17 protein-coding genes are annotated in these 21,145 nt (G+C 71.6%); 6 read left to right on the forward strand and 11 right to left on the reverse strand.

The features are described from left to right. Positions 1-27 precede the first annotated feature (27 nt). Positions 28-924, reverse strand: coding sequence for an alpha/beta fold hydrolase (locus tag CWS50_RS01125; protein ID WP_127841318.1), 897 nt, complete (start codon positions 922-924; stop codon positions 28-30). 380 nt (positions 925-1,304) lie between these two features. Then, positions 1,305-1,565, reverse strand: a complete 261-nt coding sequence (locus CWS50_RS01130; RefSeq protein WP_127841319.1) for a hypothetical protein — start codon at positions 1,563-1,565, stop codon at positions 1,305-1,307. A gap of 171 nt (positions 1,566-1,736) precedes the next feature. Between CWS50_RS01130 and CWS50_RS01135 the strand changes: the two genes are divergently transcribed. The 4 genes from CWS50_RS01135 (at position 1,737) to CWS50_RS13995 (ending at position 3,786) form a co-directional block, all read left to right on the forward strand. Then, the gene (locus CWS50_RS01135; RefSeq protein ID WP_127841320.1) at positions 1,737-2,024 is read left to right on the forward strand and encodes a hypothetical protein; all 288 of its coding nucleotides are present in this window, start codon (positions 1,737-1,739) and stop codon (positions 2,022-2,024) included. A gap of 6 nt (positions 2,025-2,030) precedes the next feature. Then, positions 2,031-2,807 (forward strand): hypothetical protein, encoded by a 777-nt coding sequence (locus tag CWS50_RS01140; RefSeq protein WP_127841321.1) that lies wholly within the window; start codon positions 2,031-2,033, stop codon positions 2,805-2,807. Further along, entirely contained in the window at positions 2,804-3,298 is a 495-nt protein-coding gene (locus tag CWS50_RS01145) for a hypothetical protein (RefSeq protein ID WP_127841322.1), read from the forward strand. Before CWS50_RS01140 ends, CWS50_RS01145 begins: the two co-directional genes overlap by 4 nt. 128 nt (positions 3,299-3,426) lie before the next feature. Then, complete coding sequence (locus tag CWS50_RS13995) at positions 3,427-3,786, forward strand: DUF6301 family protein (RefSeq protein ID WP_371855094.1); 360 nt, start codon at positions 3,427-3,429, stop codon at positions 3,784-3,786. Here CWS50_RS13995 and CWS50_RS01150 read toward each other — a convergent pair. From CWS50_RS01150 to CWS50_RS01170, 5 genes are all read right to left on the reverse strand, one after another. After that, positions 3,717-4,412, reverse strand: coding sequence for a Fic family protein (locus tag CWS50_RS01150; RefSeq protein WP_127841323.1), 696 nt, complete (start codon positions 4,410-4,412; stop codon positions 3,717-3,719). The genes CWS50_RS13995 and CWS50_RS01150 overlap by 70 nt on opposite strands. A gap of 164 nt (positions 4,413-4,576) precedes the next feature. Continuing rightward, the gene (locus tag CWS50_RS01155; RefSeq protein WP_127841324.1) at positions 4,577-4,900 is read right to left on the reverse strand and encodes a branched-chain amino acid transporter permease; all 324 of its coding nucleotides are present in this window, start codon (positions 4,898-4,900) and stop codon (positions 4,577-4,579) included. Next, positions 4,894-5,793: an AzlC family ABC transporter permease gene (locus CWS50_RS01160; RefSeq protein WP_371855075.1), complete on the reverse strand. Its 900-nt coding sequence runs from the start codon at positions 5,791-5,793 to the stop codon at positions 4,894-4,896. The genes CWS50_RS01155 and CWS50_RS01160 overlap by 7 nt, the downstream gene beginning before the upstream one ends. A gap of 3 nt (positions 5,794-5,796) precedes the next feature. Next, complete coding sequence (locus CWS50_RS01165) at positions 5,797-8,007, reverse strand: hypothetical protein (protein ID WP_127841325.1); 2,211 nt, start codon at positions 8,005-8,007, stop codon at positions 5,797-5,799. Positions 8,008-8,219: 212 nt separating this feature from the next. Further along, positions 8,220-9,770, reverse strand: coding sequence for a replication-associated recombination protein A (locus CWS50_RS01170; RefSeq protein ID WP_206610438.1), 1,551 nt, complete (start codon positions 9,768-9,770; stop codon positions 8,220-8,222). Positions 9,771-10,032: 262 nt separating this feature from the next. Here CWS50_RS01170 and pulA point away from each other — a divergent pair, with 262 nt between their 5' ends. Next, positions 10,033-13,197 (forward strand): pullulanase-type alpha-1,6-glucosidase, encoded by a 3,165-nt coding sequence (pulA, locus tag CWS50_RS01175; protein WP_164860035.1) that lies wholly within the window; start codon positions 10,033-10,035, stop codon positions 13,195-13,197. Positions 13,198-13,622: 425 nt separating this feature from the next. Continuing rightward, on the forward strand, positions 13,623-13,874 hold the full coding sequence (locus CWS50_RS01180) for a hypothetical protein (protein ID WP_127841326.1): 252 nt from the start codon (positions 13,623-13,625) through the stop codon (positions 13,872-13,874). Between the two features lie 102 nt (positions 13,875-13,976). On the opposite strand, the gene mmsB is transcribed toward CWS50_RS01180, so the two are convergent. The 4 genes from mmsB to CWS50_RS01200 all read right to left on the reverse strand — a co-directional run bounded on the left by mmsB (position 13,977) and on the right by CWS50_RS01200 (position 20,788). After that, a complete protein-coding gene (gene mmsB, locus CWS50_RS01185) occupies positions 13,977-15,146 on the reverse strand; it encodes a multiple monosaccharide ABC transporter permease (RefSeq protein WP_127841327.1) in 1,170 nt (389 codons plus the stop codon). Continuing rightward, positions 15,143-16,825 (reverse strand): sugar ABC transporter ATP-binding protein, encoded by a 1,683-nt coding sequence (locus CWS50_RS13330; protein WP_127843139.1) that lies wholly within the window; start codon positions 16,823-16,825, stop codon positions 15,143-15,145. Before CWS50_RS13330 ends, mmsB begins: the two co-directional genes overlap by 4 nt. Before the next feature lie 108 nt (positions 16,826-16,933). Then, complete coding sequence (locus CWS50_RS01195; RefSeq protein ID WP_127841328.1) at positions 16,934-18,163, reverse strand: substrate-binding domain-containing protein; 1,230 nt, start codon at positions 18,161-18,163, stop codon at positions 16,934-16,936. A gap of 135 nt (positions 18,164-18,298) precedes the next feature. After that, positions 18,299-20,788, reverse strand: a complete 2,490-nt coding sequence (locus CWS50_RS01200) for a (Fe-S)-binding protein (RefSeq protein WP_127841329.1) — start codon at positions 20,786-20,788, stop codon at positions 18,299-18,301. Positions 20,789-21,145: the final 357 nt, after the last annotated feature.

Here is a 21,145-nt window from a genome sequence, read left to right on the forward strand (position 1 = left end):
GCCCCCTTGGGTGGCTGTCGGCGCGCCTCAGGCGTGCTCGGCCAGAAAGGGCAGCAGCACCCTGACCAGGTCCTCCGGGGCCTCCTCCTGGGGGAAGTGCCCGACACCGCGGATCGTGACCTGCTGGAGGCGCCCGGCCACCCGGTGGGTGTCCCGGGCGTAGGCCTGGGCGGGTTGGACCGGGTCGAGCTCGCCCTGGACGGACAGGACGGGCACGTCTACCGGCTGCCCCAGGGTGGTGGCCTCGGCGCGTGAGACAAGGAGGCGGCGTGCGGGCTGCAGTGCGGTGTGCGCGGCGCCGGGGCGGGCCATGAGCTGGGCGTAGTAGCCGGCCGCCTGGCCCAGGGTGTCGCGGGTCGCGGGGGCGGCCCAGGAGCGCAGGAGCCGCTCCATCCTGGCTGGCGTGCTCAGGCGGCGCTCCGCCAGGCCACGGACCTGCAGCCCCAGGTACTGCAGCGAGCGGCCGGAGACGGCGCGGCCGCGTAGGGAGCGTGTCGCCAGGGGGTGGGGGGCGCCCACCGGCACGATGGCTGCGGTCAGGTCCGGTGCCAGCCGGGGCAGCGTCCATGCGGCCTGGCCTCCTAGCCCTGAGCCGACGACGACGACCCGCTCGTGGCCCAGGCTGCGTACGACCCCCGCCAGGTCGGTGCCGAGGGTGGCCAGGTCGTAGTCCGAGGGTGGCCGGTCGGAGCCGCCGAAGCCGCGCAGGTCCACGGCGGCCACACGGTGCCCCTCCCGGGCCAGGGCGGGCAGGACGTGGCGCCAGGTCCACCAGCACTCGGGGAAGCCGTGGACCAGCAGGACCAGCGTCCCTGCTGTGCCGGTTGTGGTCTCCGGCCCGGCCAGGGCGGCGTGGAAGCGGGTGCCGCCCGCAGTGAGGTCGCGGTGGGTCCAGGGGCCGGGGCGGTTGACGATGACAGGCACGCTGGAAGCCTACTGGCCCGGCGGCGCTGAAGTGGGCTCGTGCTTCGTGCCGGACGGCTGGGCTCTCGGCGCAGCGGCGGTGGGACGGGTCTGTGGGCTTGATGGGGATGATGGTCTCGGCCGGGTTGGTGGGTTCCGTTGGGGGTGGGCGGGACTCGCAGGAGCCGCCAGAGTCTCGCCCCTAACTTTCTCAGGCGTGGTTCTGTGGTGGCAGTCACAAGATTGCCGTTGACGCTCATGACCCGATTGTCTGCTGACACGGTCTCGTGACAACAGGGTGCTGGCCTGGTGGCTGCAGGACTGGTTGCCTGAGCGGCCGCTGGCTGGCCTGACCGGGCGCGTTGGCACCATGAGTGGAAGGGGTCCGTGAGCACCTCGGGCTACGGCATCATGCCGGGAACCCACCGGGTGGCGGTGCCGAAAGGTGCGGTGCGGGAGCCCCCTGAGGTCTGGGAGCGGGCTGTGGCTACCTTCCAGGCGTGGATGGGACGCCGTCCCGGGCTGGTGCGCGCACTGGCACGCCTGACCCGGGTGGTCCAGGTGGTGACGCTGGTGCTGCTGGTGGCGGTGCTGCTCCTGGTGCCGCGCCTGGCCGCGGTGGACTGGGGGCTTCTGGGGTTCGCGGCCGGTGCGGGGTTCACGGCGGCTGAGGACGCCGTACGCCGCCTGGCGCCTCCCTCCCTCCTGGAGCAGGTCGTCGGGGAGCAGCGGCTGGAGTACTCGCTCAACCCGTGGGCGGCGGGCTCCCTCCGCGTCCCGGACACGGGAGTGCTGGGTTACCTGGTGCCGGAGCTGGACCCCGGAGGGGGGCGATGGCGGTGGGCCACCAGGTGTGGGCGATGGGCGTGGCCATGGCTGTGGGCCTGGGGCTGGTGCTGTGGCGGACCCGCAGGCCGTGGTGGCGGGTCCTGGCGTGGGTGCTGCCTGCGGCGGTCCTGGCGCTGGCCATGGTGGACCACGCGGGCTACAACGCTGCGACCCAGTGGCTGGACTGGGCTGAGGAGGGCTCCAGCGTGCCAGGCTGGATCGGCTGGTTGTGGCTGAGGACTGGTCGGGGGCACGCCCAGGTGAGACTCAGTGTGGTCCTGCTGGTGGTGTGACTGCTGGTGGACGCCTACCGCCGCCACCAGGCGGGTGCGGCGGGGACCACGCTGGCGTGGGCGCCCCGGGTGGTGGTGCCGCCCATGGTGGGCGTGCCCGCCCTGGTGTGGCTTCCGGTCCAGTCGCTGGTTGCGCTGGCGGCCTTCTCCTGGAGCGACCTTGTGCTGGTGCGCTCCGCCTACGGGGCGGTGGGGCTCACGCGCAGGCAGCGCATGGCTGAGGGGCGGGCCACGGCCAACCAGGTGCGCGGGGTGCGCGGTGACGCCATGGCCGCCACGGTGCCCGGCCTCGAGCCGCTGGCCCGCAACGTCTTCCGCGTGGTGGCCCTGGCGGTGGGGGTGACCGGCGTGGCCACGTGGGCGATGTCCCACGGCCGGGGCCTGTCCGCCTTTGTGCGCGACCCGGTGGAGGCCACCCGCTCCTACGCGCGCACCTTCACCCTGGAGCAGCTGGCTCTGGACGCCCTGGACTTTGGTCTGACCTTTATACCGGGCTCTGCGCTGAGCGCGGGCACGCGCAGCGCGGCACGCAGCCTGGCCTCATCGCGCGCCGCAGTGGCCAGGGCGGAGGACCTGGGGGAGATGCTCACCCGCTTCCAGCGCCACGCCGAGCTGGACGCGACCCTGCGTGCCGCCCAGGCCAGGCTGGGCTCCATGATGCCGCCGGGGTACACCGCAAGGGACTTTACAAGAAAAACCTTGATGATACGGCCGAGCAGTTGCAGAATGCGGGTTACACCGATGATCAGATTAAGGCTCTGGAGAGGGCGGCGCAGGACGTGACAAGCCTGCGTGGGGCGCGCAACCGGGTGGCGGAGTACGTGGGCGAGCGTGGTGGGGAGCAGGTCCTCACCCGTGAGGGCTACTACATCCCGCAGCCCTTCTGCTCCACCGGCCCCGGCCAGGCGGGGCCCGGCAGCTACTCCGTGGACGGCATGGCCGTCTCATCCTCGGGCGGCCATATCGTCATCCCCGAGTTCAAGGGCGGCAGCTCCGCCGTGAGCACCAAGCCGGTTCAGACTTTTCATGAGGGCTATGCCTTCCAGGCCACTCCGCCCTACGTGCGCGACCGCATGCTGCGCGACCAGCGGGTGGTTCAGTTCTTCTGCGACAACCCCGCCCTGTGGGAGTCGGTCAAGGGAAGTGGCACGCGCCTGAGCCTGGAGGTCATCACCAGCCCGTCCCCCGGTAGCGTGGTGCGCAGCCACCAGATGGACTTCTCGCTGACTCCAGAGGTGATCCAGGACATGGAGGTGCGTATGGCCAGGCTCTAGAGCGCCAGGCAGCCTAGAGCGGTGAGGCTGCCTGGCAGGTCGCACAGTCCAACCGCAAGAACAGTCAGGACAGAGTGTGACGGACCCAGGGCCGGTGGGCCGGGAGGGAGAGCAGGGTTGTGGTGGAGATGAGGGTACTGCCTGTGGAGCGGGCTGTGGCGTGGGTCCGGGCGTGGACCGAGCTGGAGTGGCCGGTGTCGTGGGACACGGCGTTTGCGGTGCGTGACCGCCTGGGCTGGGTGCCCAAGCCTCACGATGGTGAGATGTTTTGGACTGAATTGTCGGTTGGTGACGAGGGTGGATTCTTTTCGAGCCTGCAGGGCAGGTTGAGTGGTGTGCGTATTCTGCTGACGACGCGGGTGGTACGTGGGCAGGAGGACGAGCACACCGCCCCGAGGACGTGGGCTGCTTACCGGGCCTATGTGGAGGCGCTGGTGGGCTTGTGCGGCCCGGGGCGCCGGGAGGTTAACCGTGAGAAGCGGGCGTAGTAGTCGTCCTGCAGGGAGCGGAACATGCCGTGCAGGAATCCTGGCTCCTCCTCATAGCGGCTCAGGCCACGGTAGTAGAATACTTTCTTCTCCTCCAGCACGATGAACGGCATGACTCCGTGGCGCAGGCACTGCTGGAACATCAGCACCCAGCCCACCCGGCCGTTGCCGTCCTGGAAGGGGTGGATCGACTCAAAGTGGTAGTGGAACGCAGCAATGTCCTCAAAGGACATCTGTGACGGCGTGCGGGCCAGCAGGTTCTGGACTGCGGCCTCCACCTGCTCTGGCGGCGTCGTGTCCTGCCCGCCAACCACGTTGGCCTGGCGCTTCCAATCGCCCACAGCGAAGGACTGGCGACGGGCGTCCGCCGTGCCGCGCTTGAGGATGCGGTGGTAGTCCTTCATCGTCTCGGCGGTGACTGGCTCGCCCACCCGGCCCAGCATCTCGTCAAACAGGTCGAAGCTGTTGACCGTCTCGACCACATCATCGACCGGGACGCCGTCTCCTGTGATCGTGCGGGTCTCGTAGATGTAGCGGGTCTGCTCCTGGTCGAGCTGGCTCCCCTCGATCCGGTTGGTGTTGTAGGCCATGAGCACCTGGGTCAGGTGGTACAGCCCGCCCTTCATCCGCGTGCGACGCTGGTCCAGGAGCGTGCGTCGGAACTGCGCCGGGTCGATGGCGTACTCCTCTCCTCGCGCACGGTCGGCTCCTTCCTCCGCAGCGGCCTGTGGCTGAGCCTCATCCTACGACCGCCCGCCACACGCCAGGGCAGGCTCCGTCAGGAGCCCCCTCAGGCCATGGCCAGGCTCAGGGCGACGTAGGCCGCCGTGCCACCCACCAGGGACAGGGCGATCGACCTGCGCCACAGGTGCAGCACTGCGGTCCCAGCGACCCCCACGGCCGCAGGCACCCACGTGGCAGGCTCCAGGGTGACCCCGTCCAGGGTGTAGGCCACGAGCACCACCATGACGCCCAGGGGCATCGCCCGTGACAGGAAGTCCAGCAGGGCGCTGCCCCTCCGTCCGCGCAGCAGCACAAAAGGCAGGATCCGGCAGCCGAAGGTGATGGCCGCGACCACGAGGACAGCCACGGCGACCTGCGTGGTGCTCAGCACTGTGCCCCCTCCTGCCGGGCGTCCTGCTGGCTGCGGGCCGGGTCGTCGTGGGAGTCGTCGTGGAAATCCTCGTGGGAGTCACTGCGGCGGCCGCCCCTCCTGCCTGGCTGGCCGCTGCCGCCCCCATGGTCACGCCGTGCGCCACGGTGCCGCCAGGCGAACAGGGCCACCAGGCCCGCAGCCAGCACTGACAGGCCCACCAGCAGTGCTGCGGAGCCACCCACGAGCAGGGCCGTGCCGCCTGCCAGCATGCCCAGGCACAGGACGGCCATGTCTGGGTGCGTCCTCCAGTTCTCGATGGCCAGGACCACGAACAGTGCCGTCAGGACGAAGCCGAGCAGACTGATGCGCTCCCCGACCAGGGCGGCCAGCCCCGTCCCAGCCAGGGCGCCTGCCGTCGTGCCAGCCGTCCAGGCGCCGTGGCTGAGAGCCTGGACGGTCAGGACGTAGCGCCCGCTCATGGAGTGGCGGTCCTTGGAGGCCAGCAGGGCGTAGACCTCGTCGGTGATGGCGTGGACCGAGTACAGGCGGGCGGCCAGGCTGCCCCGGACCCGGTCCAGGGGGAAGCCCAGGCCGTAGAAGACGTGCCTGCCGGAGACGAAGACGGTGGACACCGCGATGGTGGCCAGCGGCTCCCCCGCACCAGCCAGCGGTACCAGCAGCATCTGCATGGTCCCGGAGTAGATGACGAGGCTCCACATCGGCGCCCACCACCAGGACAGACCCTGGGCGACCAGCAGCACGCCTGCTGCCAGCCCCAGTGTCACGTAGCCGACGACGACAGGCACCGCGTCACGGGCGGCGGCCCGTGCGCTGGTGAGCGGCTGGCCGGGTGCGCCTGTCCCTGGCGCTGCCGAGGGGGTCGGGTCGTCGCGTGCGGGCAGGTCAGTCACCGGTCAGTCGCCGGTCTCACGGTCGGGCTCGCCCGGCGCGGTGCGCTCGCGTCGCCCCGCGCGCCTGGCGGAGTCGGAGACGACCCCCACCATGACCATGAACAGCCCCATGAGGACGAAGCGCCCAGTCAGCCCGTCGGCCATGACGTAGGAGGTCAGGGCCTCACCCAGCGAGGAGTGGGCCTGTAGCCGCTCGACGGTGGGGCCGACAAGCGAGGCCACCGCTGCGGGTGCCACGAGGAAGGGCAGGCCGAAGAAGAGGCCGAGGCCTCCGACCACGTAGGTTCCCAGTGAGGAGCGGTGCGCCATGAACAGGGCCACGACGAAGGCCGCCGCGCCGCAGACCAGCTCGGTAGCACCCCTGACGCTGACCGAGTCGGGCCACACGGAGGCGTCCCCGCCAGTCATGTGGACGGCGCCGTCATGCACCAGGAACCAGGCCAGTGGGAGCAGCGCCACGGCGACCAGCACCCCAGCCCAGTGGGATGCGGCCCGGGAGCCCGTGCGCCGGGCGGCACGGGTCTTCTCCCGGGGCGTCTCCCTCCTGTGGGAGCCGCGAGGGCGTGACCGCCGGGAGGAGGCAGAGGGCGCAGAGGCTGCGGAGTCCGGCGTGCCTGCGGACGCGGTGGCTGGCAGAGGGGTTGGCGGCACGTCCGCAGCCGTGGTGTTCGGGGAGGTGGTGTCCGGGGCACCTGCCGAGGGGGCGGCTGCGGAGGAGCCTGCCGGGGCGGAGTCCGGGTCGGCTGGCAGAGGGGCGGGCTGGGAGGCTGGCAGGGAACTCCGAGTGGCCGACTGGGAACCTTGGACGGGCGGCTGAGGGTCGGCTGCGTCCCGGCTTGTCGGCAGGTGCGGGGCGGCCGAGGACGGTGTGTCTTCGCCAGGCTGGGGGTCCAATGACAGCAGGGCGCGTCGTCGAACCGCCGTGTCCTCCAGGGCGGCGTCGCCCGTGGGGGGCTGGTAGCGCCGCAGGCGGGGCGCCTCCGGCCTGGTGGCGGGTGCCGTGGCAGGGGACCGGGGCTGCTCGGGGACGTCAGCGGCAAGCGGGGGTTGACTGAGGCTGCTGGCCGCAGGCAGCCTCTCGTGAGCCTCATTGGCCGCTACAGTCTCCTCGGTCGTGACGGTCTCCCCGGCAGCCTGTGCTGCCGGGGTGCTGGGCAGCCCTGCGGGTACCTGGGCCGCTGGTCCTGCCGGGGCAGTGTCAGGCGCCTCCCCGGGAGAGCCGCTGGGGCCGGTGCTGTCCGAGGGCTTGGTGCTGACTGCGGGCCTGGCGGTACCAGGTGCCTGGCTCTCTCCCGGGCTGCCGCTGGTGGTCGCGACGACGGTGACAGCACCTGCGGCGGTGGCGGCCGGGCTGGCGGTGGGCTGCGTCTCCTCGCTGCCCTGCTGGGGACTCTCGACGCCCTGCCGCTCCCCGGTCTGCTGCTCCTCGACACCCTTAGTGGGCGTGACGGTGGGACCGCTGTTGACAGGGGCGGGGGTGGCGTCGGGAGCGGCAGGGGTGTTGCTGCCCGCGTCGTCACCGGTGCCGGGGCTGTCAGCGCCAGGGGCGCTGGTACCGGGCGCGTCGGTGCCAGAGGTGTCGGCACTGTCTCGGCCGGACAGCTCCGCCAGGTGCCGACGTACCTCCGCCTCAGAGATCGGCTTGCCGATGTCGCTGGGCAGCTCCGTGATGGGCTCAAGCGCTGGTGGAGTACCGGTGGAGGGCGTGGGCAGGGGCAGGAGAGGGGCGTCAGGCCCTGGCTGGTCCTCCTCGGGAGCCTCAGGTGGTGTGGGGCTGCCCTGGGGTTGCGCCTGGGCCGCCGACGTGCTGCCAGCCTGGGGCACGTCGGCCTCCACAGGTGCCTCAGGCTGGGCAGGATCGGTGTCAGCCGATGGGGCGGCCCCGGGCGACGCAGGCGCCGCGTCAGTGACTGGGGAAGGCTCGGAGGCAGTGGGGGCGGGGACTGGAGCGGGAGCTGCTGAATCGGAGCCAGCGGAGGGGGCGGGAGCCGAGGAGGGGGCGGCAACGTCCCGTGCCAGGTCGGGGGTGCTGGCAGTCAGGGAGGACTCCCCGGCCTGCTGCCGTGCCTGGCCCGTAGCCGGCCGTGCTTGTGTCGGAGGTGCCAGGACGTCCTGGCGGGGTGGCACCTGGCCGTCGTCGTCCGGCTCGGGTGTGAGCCGGGGGCCTGGCGGGCCCGGGACGTCATCGGGACGGCGGGAACTGTCGCTGCTCACGGGGACCTCCTTGCTGCTGGCACACGGTAACGGTCCGAGCGCCTGCGGGGGAGCAGGCGTGCCGGTGCTGGACGGGCCGTACTGTCTGCGGCATACCGTACTCGCGGGTGGCTCGCGGGTGCTGTGCGCTGCCTGCCCGCACCGAGATGTACCGATTCCTCTCGGTAGGCTGCGCCGGGGGACGACGGGTGGGGCCTGCCTGACCTGCCCCGTCACCCGCCCCGCTGCTCGCGCAGCCCCTGCCAGTAGTCCAGACGCTGGCGGATGCTGCGCTCGTGCCCGTGGTCGGTGGGCTCGTAGAGCTGCTGGCGCTGCTGGCGTGGTGGGAGGGCCTGGGGCATGTAGTCGGCTCCGGAGAAGCCGTCCTCGGCGTCAGGGTCGTACTGGTAGCCCTCGCCGTAGCCCAGGTCCTTCATGAGACGGGTGGGGGCGTTGAGGATGTGGGCGGGCGGGGCCAGCGAGCCGGTCTGGCGGGCCAGGGCCGTGGCCCGCCCCAGGCCCCGGTAGACGGCCACGGACTTCGGGGCGGTGGCCAGGTAGACCACGGCCTGGGCGACAGCCAGCTCGCCCTCGGGGGAGCCCAGCCGCTCGTAGGCCTCCCAGGCGGCCAGGGCCGTCGTGAGGGCACCGGGGTCGGCCAGCCCGACGTCCTCGCTGGCGAAGCGCACCAGGCGCCGCGCCACGTACAGCGGGTCCTCCCCGCCTGCCAGCATGCGGGCCAGCCAGTACAGGGCGGCGTCGGGGTCGGAGCCGCGCATGGACTTGTGCAGGGCCGAGATGAGGTTGTAGTGCTCCTCGCTGGACTTGTCGTACAGGGGCGCCCGGGAGGCGACGACGGCGGTCAGGGCCTCGACGTCGAGGGCACCCGCCCTGCCGGTGCCAGGCTCGTCGGAGTCCAGCTCGGTGCTGCCGGGACTGCCGGGCCGGCCTGTGGGCTCGGGCTCACCGGTGCCGTCCACGGCGGCCGGGCTGGCGGGGTGCCCTGGCAGGGCGGCTGCGGCGAGCACCTGCTCCACCATGCCCAGCAGGTAGCGGCCGTCACCGTCGGCCATGGCCAGCAGCGCCGCCCGGGCTGCGGGGGTCAGCGGCAGCGGCCCCCCGGTCAGGGACTCGGCGCGCCCCAGCAGGAGCTCCAGGGCTGGCTCCTCCAGGCGCCGCAGGACCAGGACCTGGCAGCGCGACAGCAGCGCCCCGTTGAGCTCGAAGCTGGGGTTCTCCGTGGTGGCCCCCACCAGCACCACGGTCCCGTCCTCCACATAGGGGAGGAACGAGTCCTGCTGGGCGCGGTTGAAGCGGTGGACCTCATCGACGAAGAGCAGGGTCCCCTGGCCGACCTGGCGGCGCCGGGTGGCCGCCGTGAACACCTTGCGCAGGTCCGCGACCCCGGAGAACGTGGCCGACAGGGGCTCGAAGACCAGGCCGGCGCGCTCGGCCAGGAGCCGGGCGATCGTCGTCTTGCCGCAGCCGGGAGGCCCCCACAGGATGGTTGAGGACAGGCTGCCCGCCTCCAGCATCCTGCCCAGGGGCGCGTCGGGGGCCAGGAGGTGGTCCTGTCCGACGACGTCCTCCAGGCTCTGGGGGCGGAGCCGGTCCGCCAACGGCTGGGGGGCGGTAGTGCGCAGCCCCTCCGCGTGTCTGCTCGCACCTGACTCCGGCTCGGCGGGGCGTCCGGAGCCCGCCCCGGGCCTCCTCGCAGTGGTGGCGTCCGGCTCGGTGACGTGCGGCGCGGCGTCGAAGAGGGACGGAGGCTCCATGTCGCTCATGCCACCAGCCTAGGTCGCAGGCGGGTGCTCCTTGTCGGGTGGTCGCTCGGGGCGGAGTGGCTCCCTGCCGGGTGCGTCTCGCCCCAGCCTGGTGTGGTACTGGGAGGTGGGAGCGGCCCGGGAGTTCGTCAGGGGCTGGACGCGCTGGCGTGTCGCCCACGTGGGAGGGAGACTACGGGTCCAGAAGGGGCCTTGTGAGCCCCCGTCCGTGTCGTGACCGCGTCCCAGCCGTGCAGGAAGTCGTGCAGGAAGAGGAAAGACGGTGACCTTCACACCTACGACCACATCAACGACCACACTGCTGACACCGTCCCAGGTCTCTGTCACCGGTCCGTGCGACCCTCCGGTGGCAGGCTCCGCCGAGCTGCGGGCCTACTGGGTGGAGCCCGACACCCTGGCCTGGCCCGTGTCGCTGCTGCCTCGGGGCACGGGACGTGAGGACGTCGTGGACGACGAGGGGGCTCCTCGCCAGGGGGCGGGGTTGTCGCTGAGCCTCGTGCTGGCCTCCCGGGGTGGTGCGCGGGTGGTCAGTAGCGCGGTGCGCGGCACCGACGGCCTGCCCGACCCGATGGTCCTGCCGCTGAGGGTCGCGGGGGACCTGCCCCGCCGGGTCCTGGAGAACCACCCCAACCTGGAGGGCTACGTCGCCCTGAGCCTGGTGGACGACGAGGGCGCTGCCGGGCTTGACGAGGACGGTGTCCGCGAGGCCCTGACCGGACAGCTCCTCGTGGTGCAGCGGGTGCGAGTTCCCGTCGGTGCCGACAGCGCTGTCAGCACCGACGACAGCGCCGACAGCGGCACTGACAGTGTCGCTGATGCCGCTGATGCCGCTGACACTGTTGGCGCTGCCGGTACCGGCAGCCTCGGCGGCTCCGGGGACGTTCCCGGCCCCGGTAACCCCGGTATCGGGGCCGCAGACGCCCTTGTGCCTGGTGCGTCTGGCCAGGATGCCGTGGTCCCTCAGGCTCCGGTGTCCGGGCCGCAGACGTCCCCAGCCCCAGGTCCTGGTGAGGGTGTCGTGGAGGGTGTCGTGGACGCGGTCACCGGGGTCCAGACAGCCGTTGTCCTCGACCACCTCTACGCTGACGCCGCCCGTCGCGCCACGCTGGGCGTCACCTTCTCCCAGGGCTGCCCCTCCTTCGCCCTGTGGGCGCCCACCGCCAAGTCGGTGACCCTTCTCAGCTGGCCCACCGGCGACCCGCACGGCTCCGTGCCCCGGGTAGCCGGACCCGCAGTGCGTACCCTCGCTGAGCGGGGTGAGGACGGCTGCTGGCGGGTCCCCAACCGTGACGCCACGATCCCGGCTGGCTGCCAGTACCTGTGGGAGGTGGAGGTCTACGTCCCCGCGACCGGGCGGGTGGAGACCAACCTGGTGACCGACCCCTACTCCGTCGCCCTGACCGTGGACTCCACCAGGTCCGTGGCCGCTGACCTGTCCGACCCCCGGCTGGCCCCTCGCCAGTGGACTGATACCCCCGCGCCGGTGGTGGCCAATGACGCCTCCCGCAGCATCTACGAGCTGCACGTGCGCGACTTCTCCGCCGCAGACACCACTGTCCCAGCCAGCAGGCGCGGAACCTACAAGGCCTTCACCCTTCCCGACTCCGCCGGCATGAGGCACCTGACCAGGCTGGCCCGCGCCGGGCTGAGCACCGTCCACCTCATGCCCGTCTTTGACATCGCCACGATCCCGGAGCGGCGCACCAGGCAGGCGGTCCCCGACGTCCCCGCAGAGGCTGGCCCCGCCTCCGCCGACCAGCAGGCCGCGATCACCGCCGTCGCCGACACCGACGCCTACAACTGGGGCTACGACCCCTTTCACTGGATGGTTCCGGAGGGCTCCTACGCCACGGACGGCCACCAGGACGGGGGAGCGCGCACGGTCGAGCTCCGGGAGATGGTCGGCGCGCTGCACGCCGCAGGACTGCAGGTGGTGCTCGACCAGGTCTACAACCACACCGCAGCCTCGGGGCAGGCGCCCACCAGCGTCTTGGACAAGGTGGTGCCGGGGTACTACCACCGCCTGGACGCCGTCGGAAAGGTCACCACCTCCACCTGCTGCGCCAACACCGCTACCGAGAACGCCATGACGGAGCGGCTCATGATCGACTCCGTCTTGTGGTGGGCCAGGCACTACAAGGTGGACGGGTTCCGCTTCGACCTCATGGGCCACCACTCCCGGGACACCATGGTGCGGCTGCGTGAGGCGCTGAACCGCCTCACCCTGGCTGACGACGACGTGGACGGGCGTGCCCTCTACCTCTACGGCGAGGGGTGGAGCTTCGGAGAGGTAGCCAGCAACGCCCTGTTCACCCAGGCCAGCCAGGGCCAGCTGGACGGCACTGGGATCGGTACCTTCAACGACCGTCTGCGCGACGCGGTCCACGGGGGCAGCCCCTTCGACGTCGACCACCGCGCCCGCCAGGGGTTCGGCAGCGGACTGGTCACCGACCCCAATGGGCACGACCACCGCAGCCCGGCTGAGCAGGCGGCGGACCTCGCCTACCGCACCGACCTGGTCAGGCTGGGACTGGCAGGCAACCTGAGGACCTACGGGCTGACCACCGCAGAGGGAGCGGTCAGGCGGGGCGAGGAGCTCGGGTTCAACGGGTCGGTGGCCGCCTATGCCAGCGCCCCGCAGGAGAGCGTCAGCTACGTGGAGGCCCATGACAACGAGACGCTCTACGACCTGCTGGCCTACAAGCTGCCGCGCAGGACGACCATGGCGGACCGGGTACGCATGCACATCCTCTGCCTGGCCACGGTGACCCTGGGGCAGTCGCCCGCCTTCTGGGCGGCCGGCACCGAGCTGCTGCGCTCGAAGTCCCTGGACCGGGACTCCTACAACTCCGGGGACTGGTTCAACGCGGTGGACTGGACCGGGCGGGACAACGGCTTCGGCCGGGGGCTGCCGCCCGGGGAGCGCAACCGTGAGCGCTGGGGGGTGCAGTCCGAGCTGCTGGGTGAGCCGTCCCTGGTCCCCTCACCTGCCTATATCGCCACGGCGCGCGACCAGGCCCTGGACCTGCTGCGCCTGCGCGCCTCCACCCCCCTGTTCTGGCTGGGGGACCCCGACCTGGTCCGCGAGCGGGTCAGCTTCCCGGGGTCGGGGCCGGGGGCGCTTCCCGGGGTGGTCGCCATGCTTGTTGACGACACCGACCCTCATGGCTCCGGCGGCTTCCAGGACATCGACCCCGCGCTGGACGGGGTCCTGGTGGTGCTCAACGCCTCGGCAGCCAGGGTCGCCCAGCCGCTGCCCACCCTGGCGGGGCGTGACTTCCGGCTCTCCCGCATCCAGGAGGAGGGCGCGGACGGGGTGGTCCGCACGACTCGCTTCGACCCGGTCTCAGGCACGGTGAGCGTGCCGGCGCGCACGGTGGCGGTCCTGACCCAGGCCCAGGAGCGGCCTGAGTCCCGGGAGAGATAGCTCCAGGCGACATGAGGGGCGGGACCGGCCTGCGGTGATGCCCTCGTCGCAGGCGGGTTGCACATCTTCGGGCGCGTGGTGGTGGTAGGGGCGGGGGTCGGCTTGTCTGTCGAAGTTGAGGCAGGTTGAGAAATCCGCGTGCTTCTGCGGGTTTGTGCTGGGATCGGCGCGTGGGGTGCGGGGACTGCCCTCCCGGTTTCCTCGTGGCGCGGGGTCCATGATGTGCGCCGGCCCGCCTGGTGCACATCATGGGGCTGGTGGTGACGCGTGGTCCCCACAGCGGCTGGTTCGCCTCCCGCAGAATTACGGGAGAGCCGGTGCCTCGTCGCCCCGAGGGTGCTGCAGGCAGCCTGGTGAAGATGTGCAGCCAAAAGGGGGGGAGGGCCAGCAGGCGCTGGAGGACCTGAGCAGTCAGGACTGACTGTGTGCAGCAGTTCCTGCTCATCTACGACCGTGACCGTGATGAGCTCATCTACCAGGAGTCCTTCGGCCAGGACGTCGACGCTGCGACTACCGCGTACCGGGCGGCTGAGATCGAGTACCACGACCGGCCGCAGGTGAACATCGTCCTGGTGGGGGCTGACTCCCTGGAGACCGTCAAGGTCACTCACAGCCCCTACTTCTCCGGAGCCAGGAGGAGGGGGCTCGACCAGATCCGCCAGCTCAGCACCCTCTGACACCTGATTCCTGAGCGGTCCCGTCACGTGGGGTGCCCTGCTGCCCGTCTGGGCGGTAGGAGCCTGCTTGCTTACGGAGTGGGCGGTACCGCCCGGTACGGCTCAGGCGGCGCCGCGCCGCTTGCCGACGACGTCAACAGCCACGGCCACCAGCAGCACCAGGCCCTTGATCGCCTGCTGCCAGGCGGAGTCCACCGCCATGATGGACAGTCCCATGTTGAGCACCCCCATGATGAGGGCGCCGATGATCGCCCCGGAGACCCGGCCGACCCCTCCGCTGACGGCCGCCCCACCGATGTAGGCGGCGGCGATAGCGTCCATCTCGTAGAGGTTCCCTGCGGTTGACACCGCCGCCCCGGCCCGTGAGGTGGTCACGACCGCCGCCAGCGCCGCCAGGAACCCCATGTTGACGAAGACCAGGAAGTCGACGCGCCGCGTGTTGATCCCGCTGAGCCGGGCGGCCTTGAGGTTGCCGCCCACGGCGTAGACGTGGCGTCCCAGCACCGTGCGGTTCATGACGAAGGAGTAGACCAGCACCACGACCCCCACGATGACCAGGACGGTGGGTGTGCCCCCGGCTGAGTAGGCCAGCAGCGCCGTGAGGAAGCCGACCGCCACGGTGAGCACGGCCAGGCGCAGGGCCACCGTCCTGGCCGGCTCGACCTCGCGCCCCGCCGCCCGGCTGCGCCGTCGGGCGCGCAGCTGGGACCAGGTGAACCCGGCCACGGCCAGCACGCCGACGAGGACCGTCACGCCGTCAAAGTTCCTGAGGTAGCCCAGCCACGGCGGCAGGGACCCGTTGGCGATCGCTACCAGGCCCGGCGGCAGGCCGGAGACGGTGCGCTGGACCAGGACCACGGTCAGGCCCCGGAAGATGAGCATCCCCGCCAGGGTCACGATAAAGGCCGGGACCCCCACGAAGGCCACCCAGAACCCTTGCCAGCACCCGATGAGCAGGCCCAGGGCGACGGCGGCCAGCACCGCCGTCGGCCACGGCACGCCCGCGCTGACCACCAGCAGGCCGATGACGCCGCCGATGAACCCCACCTGGGAGCCCACGGACAGGTCGATGTGCCGGGCGATGATGACCATGACCATGCCCACCGCCAGGATCATGACATAGGCGTTCTGCTGGATGAGGCTGGCCACGTTGTTGGGGGAGAGCAGCAGCCCGTCCGTCAGCACCTGGAAGAAGGCGATGATGGCGACCAGGGCGGCGAGGATCCCGTACTGGCGCAGGTTGTGTCCCAGGTATGCTCCCACGGTGCTCATCGCGTCTCCCTGCGCTGGGTGGTGGTCCCTGTGGTGGTCGCTGCGGGGCTGGCGGTCTCAGCGGTCATGAGCCGCATGAGGCCCTCCTGGTCCGCCTCGGCCCGGGGCAGCTGCCCGGTGACGCGGCCCTGGCTCATGGCGTAGATGCGGTCGCAGGTCCCCAGCAGCTCGGGCAGCTCGGAGGAGATGACCAGGACAGCCTTGCCCGCGTCGGCCAGCTCGTTGATGATCTGGTAGATCTCGTACTTGGCGCCGACGTCGATGCCCCGGGTCGGCTCGTCGAGGATGAGGACGTCGGGGCCGGTGAGCATCCAGCGGGCCAGCACCACCTTCTGCTGGTTCCCGCCGGACAGGGAGCCCACGGGGTCCTCCAGGGAGCCCGTCTTGATCCGCAGGCTGGTGCGGTACTCCTCGGCCACCTCCTGCTCCTTGCCGGGGTCGATGACGCCGTGGCGCGACACCCGGCCCAGGGCGGCCGCCGTGGTGTTGGTCCTCACGTCCTGGATGAGGTTGAGACCCAGGTCCTTGCGGTCCTCAGGGACGTAGGCCAGCCCGTGGCGGATGGCAGCCGCCACGGTGGAGGTGGACACGGGTCGGCCCTCCTTGAGCACGGTCCCGGAGATCCTCGTCCCCCAGGAGCGGCCGAACAGGCTCATGGCCAGCTCGGTGCGTCCGGCCCCCATGAGCCCGGCCAGCCCGACGACCTCTCCCCGGGCCAGGGTCAGCGCGGCGCCGTTGACGACCGTGCGGGAGGGGTCGGCGGGGTGGTGGACGGTCCAGTCACGCACCTCCAGGAGGGGTGGGTCCACCCCGGGGGCCGACGTCCTGGTCCCGCTGTCGCTGACGTCCCCGCTGCCACTGGGGCCTGAGCCCTGGGCGGTGGGATCGGCCCGGGTGGCGTCTGCCCGGGCGAGGTCGGTGGCGCCCTGGGGGCGGGTGCGCTCGGGGTAGCGGTTGGACAGGGGACGGCCCACCATGAGGTGGATGATCTCCTCCTCGTCGATGCTTCCCGCTCCCTCCAGGGGCGCGGTCCGCACGGTGCGCCCGTCGCGGATGACGGTGGCGCGCTGGGCGACCCGGCTCACCTCCCCGAGCTTGTGGGAGATCAGCACCATCGTCATCCCCTGGTCGCGCAGCCCTGTCATGAGCTCGAGCAGGTGGGCGGAGTCCTCGTCGTTGAGCGCGGCGGTGGGCTCGTCCAGGATGAGCAGGCGCACCCGCCTGGACAGGGCCTTGGCGATCTCGACGAGCTGCTGGCTGCCCACGCCGAGGTCGCCGACCCGCGTGCGGGGCGGGACCGGCAGCCCCACCTGCTCCAGCAGGGCTGCGGCGGCCTCGCGGGTGGCCTCCCAGTCGATGACACCGTGGCGGGCGCGCTCGTTGCCCAGGAAGATGTTCTCCGCCACGGACAGGTGGGGGCTCAGGGCCAGCTCCTGGTGGATGATGACGATCCCGGCCGACTCGGAGTCACGCACGGAACGGAACTGGCGCACCCGACCGTCGTAGACGACGTCGCCGTCGTAGGTGCCCCGCGGCCACACCCCCGACAGGACGTTCATGAGCGTGGACTTGCCCGCCCCGTTCTCCCCGCACACGGCGTGGATCTCGGCGCGGCGCACCTCGAGGCTGACGTCGTCCAGCGCCTTGCGAGCGCCGAAGGACTTGGTGATATGGCGCATCTGGAGGATGGTCTCAGCAGTCACGGCAGGCTCCTTCCTGGGTACCTGCCCGGGCCGGCTGCCGACGTGAGGCGGCTGTAGGCCCGGCGGCGTCGTGGCGTCGGAGGCTCACAGCCCCACCTCCTCGGCGGTGTAGTAGCCGGAGTCGACGAGCACCTCGGCCACGTTGTCGGCGTCCACGGCCACTGGGTCCAGCAGGTAGGAGGGGACCACGGTGACGCCGTTGTCGTAGGAGGTGGTGTCGTTGACCTCCACCGTGGCCCCGGTGGCGACCTGGTCCACCATGGTGGCGCAGCGCTCGCCCAGCAGCCGGGTGTCCTTGAAGACGGTCATGGACTGGCGCCCGGAGACGATGCGGGCGACGTTGGCCTGGTCGGCGTCCTGGCCGGTGAGCACCGGCCAGTCGGCCTCGCCGTAGCCCGCCCCGCCCAGGGCCTGGCTCACTCCCAGGGCGATGGCGTCGTTGGGGCACAGGACCACCTCCACACGGGTGGTGGCGCTGTAGAAGGAGTTGAGCCGGTTCTCCATCTCCGACTGGGCGGTGGTGTTGGACCAGGCCTGGATACCGATGGACTGCCAGGCGTCCACCGAGGAGGGCATCTTGCCGGAGGGGCAGACCAGCTGGCCGGAGCGGATGTAGGGGTCCAGCTCGTCCCAGGCGCCCTCGAAGAAGAACCGGGCGTTGTTGTCGTCCGGGCTGCCGGCGAAGGGCTCGAAGTTGAAGGGCCCCTGGCCGTCGTCGAGCCCCAGGGCCTCAATGATGTAGCGGCCCTGCATGGCGCCGACGTTGTAGTTGTCGAAGGTGACGTAGTAGTCCACTGACTCGGTGTCACGGATGAGGCGGTCGTAGGCGATGACGGTCACGCCCAGGGTCGCTGCTGAGGTCAGGACCGGGCTCAGCGCCGAGCCGTCGATCGCCCCGACGACGATGGCGGCGGGGCTCTTGTTGACCATGGTCTGGATCTGGGAGCTCTGCTGCTCCACCTTGTTGTCGGCGAACTGCAGCTCGACGGTGTAGCCCTTCCCCTCCAGGAGCGTCATGAGGTTGGTACCGTCGCGGCTCCACCGCTCCAGGTTCTTGGTCGGCATGGAGATGCCGATGAGGGCGCCTTGGCCGCCTGCCGCGCCGCCGTCGTAGCCTGCGGTGCGCTCGGCGGTGCAGGCAGCCAGCGTGGGCAGGCCGGGCAGCGCCAGCAGGCCCAGCGTGGTGGCGCAGGTCGCCAGGAGCGTCCTGCGGGTGGTGCCGGGTGAGGCGTGCCGGGAACGATGCTGCTGGCGGGGGGTGGGGGGTGTCGTCGTGCTGGCGGGGGGTGGTCTGCGGGTGGTGGTGCGTGACATCGAGGCCTCCTTGCCTTGAGTGCCTAAGGCAGCGTGACGCGGTGTCGCCCAATATGTTTTATGGTAAGCTTAATTGGGGCGTGGCGCAAGGGGGGTGCGCGTAGCAGGGTGCAGGGAGGCCGCCGCGTGCTCGGGCTACGCCCCGGAGGCCTGGCCCCGTCGCACGGCCTCCAGCGTCAGGGTGGCCACGTCGGTCACCCTCACGTCAGCACCCTCGCTGGCCACGCCGTCAGACAGCATCGTGGTGCAGAAGGGGCAGGCGGTAGCAACCACCTGGGCCCCGGAGGCGACAGCCTCCCGGGAGCGCTCCACAGCGACGCGTGTCCCGATGGTCTCCTCCATGAAGGCGCGCGCCCCGCCACCCCCGCAGCAGAAGCCCCGCTCCCGGCTGCGGGGCATCTCCACAGTGGTCGCTCCCGTGGCCTGGAGGAGCTCGCGGGGAGGCGAGTAGACCTGGTTGTGCCGCCCCAGGTAGCAGGCGTCGTGGTAGGTGACCAGGGGCGTGGCCGTCCCGGTGCTCCTGGCCGGGGCGGCGGCCTGCTCAGTGGCCTCCCCGGTGGCCCCCTCGGCTCCGGCGGCGCCTGCCGCCGTACCAGCCTGGGGCGGTGCCGGACGCAGCCGCCCCTCGCGGACCAGGCGGCTCAGCAGCTGGGTGTAGTGCAGGACCTCGTAGCGGCCCCCGACCTGCGGGTACTCCCGGGCGATCGTGTTGAAGCAGTGAGCACAGCTGACCACGATCCGCTGAGCCCCCGCCTCCCGCAGGGTCTCCACGTTCTGGGCGGCCAGCATCTGGTAGAGGATCTCATTGCCTGCGCGCCGGGCCGGGTCGCCGGTGCAGGTCTCCCCCTCGCCCAGGACCGCGAAGCTGACCCCGGCCGTGTGGAGCAGCTCGGCCACGGCCTGGGTGGTCCGCCTGGCCCGGTCCTCGTAGGCGCCCGCGCAGCCCACCCAGAACAGGTAGTCCACCTCGGAGGCGTCCTCCACGTCCACCCCTACCACCGGTACCTCGAAGTCCAGGCCCTTGGCCCACTCCATCCGCTTGCGCGCGGGCAGCCCCCAAGGGTTGCCCCGCGACTCCAGCCTGCGGAACATCTGCCCCAGCTCCTTGGGGAAGGCCGACTCCATGAGGACCTGCTGGCGGCGCACGTCAATGACGTGGTCCACGTGCTCGATGTCCACCGGGCACTGGTCCACACAGGCCCCGCACAAGGTGCACGACCACAGCACGTCCCCGGGGATGACCGCGCCTGCCAGCGGGGCGGGGCGGGTTGTCACCCCCGTCTCGCTGGGTGCGGCCCTGGCCGCCAGCAGGGCGCCCAGGACGTCGCTGGTGTGGGCGGTCCCGGGCTCCAGGCCCAGGCTGGTCTGGCGGGCCAGGCCGTCGCGCATCCCCGCGACACGCCCCACCAGGCCGCCGGAGGCCGGGCGCGAGGCCAGAGCCTCCTCGGTGACCTCGTCGGGGGCCACCCCCAGGGAGGCGGCCGCACGCAGGTAGGGGGCAGCGGCCGCGTGGTGGTCGCGCAGCGCCATGACGAAGAGCTTGGGGCTCAGCGGCTTGCCGGTGTTCCAGGCCGGGCACAGGTCCTGGCAGCGCCCGCACTCGGTGCAGGTGGAGAAGTCCAGCAGCCCCTTCCACGTGAAGTCCTCAATCCGTCCCACGCCCAGGCGCAGCTCCTCGCCGGAGTCCTCGGCCGCCTCCATCTCCTCCTCAAGCTGGTCCAGCGTGTCCGCGCTCAGGGGCTGGCCGCCGACCTCCATGGGCTGGGCGGGGCCCAGGGACTTCGACCCGTCCGTCTCACGCCGGGCGTAGATGTTGACAAAGGCCAGGAAGCGGTGCCAGGCCACACCCATGGAGGGCTGCAGGCCGACCACCACGAACCAGCTCATGGACAGCGCCACCTTGACGGTGGCCGCCACCATGACCGACGCCTCCAGCGCCGAGGTCCCCAGGGGTGTCAGGAACGGCCCGCTCCAGGCGGTCAGGGGGAAGTGTGTCCAGCTGGCCAGGGCGCGCTGGGAGGCCTCGGGGGAGAGGGCCAGCAGGGCGTGCTCCAGCATGCGCAGCACGATGACGCAGGCCACCACGCCGATGATCGTGGCCTCCACGAACCGTGCCTGGGAGGAGGTCGAGCCGGAGAAGCGGGGGGTGCGGGGGTGTCGGCCGCCCTGGGAGTCGGCCGCGTAGGGCGGGGCGGCGCGGTCGGCGCGCGTCAGGCGCCACCGCAGGACGCTCAGGCCCGTGATGCCCGCCAGGGACAGCCAGCCGATGCCCTCGGTCACCCACCCCCACCAGGCGGCGTGGCCGATGACCGGCAGGGTGAAGGACGCCCCGCCCAGCACCTGCCCGTAGCCGCTGACCAGGGTGAGGAAGAGCAGGGGGAAGGAGACCATGACCAGCCAGTGGGCTGCCCTGACAAGAGGGCGCCCCCGGAAGGCGCGGTGGTTGAGCGCGGCGGACAGCGACAGCCACACCCGGCGCCCCACCGGCCGCAGGCGCTGGGAGGGGACCTTGCGGCCCACCGCCATCCGGGCCGCAATAGTGAAGCAGGCGCGTGCGAAAACCGTGGTACCGACCACCGTGGTGAGGACGACGATGGCGGTGCACACGACCTGGACGGCGCTCATGCGTGGTGCCCTCCTCTGGCGGGACAGGTGCTGACGGGAGCGGGAGGCCGCGCGGCGGTGGAGCCTGCCCCGTTGCCTGCTCTCGCTGGGGCGGTTGCTGGGGTTGCTGCCGCGTCAGGCTCGACGCTGGTGACAGCCTACTCGGCGGCGGGACGGGTGCCCGTGTGTGGGGAGCCTGCTGCCCGGGCAGGTGTCGTCGGTACCGGCGTGGGACGGGTGCCCGTGTGGGGGGTGCCTGCGCGACGGGTGCCCCTGCGGACCAGGTGCCCACGGCCAGGCCCCTTGACCTGGACGGCTTCTCCCTGTTGCCTGTGCCTGGGGAGCCGGGCGAGGGCCTGCCCGCCCGGCTCCTGGACC

The organism is Actinomyces wuliandei, from assembly GCF_004010955.1.
Lineage (GTDB): Bacteria > Actinomycetota > Actinomycetes > Actinomycetales > Actinomycetaceae > Actinomyces > Actinomyces wuliandei.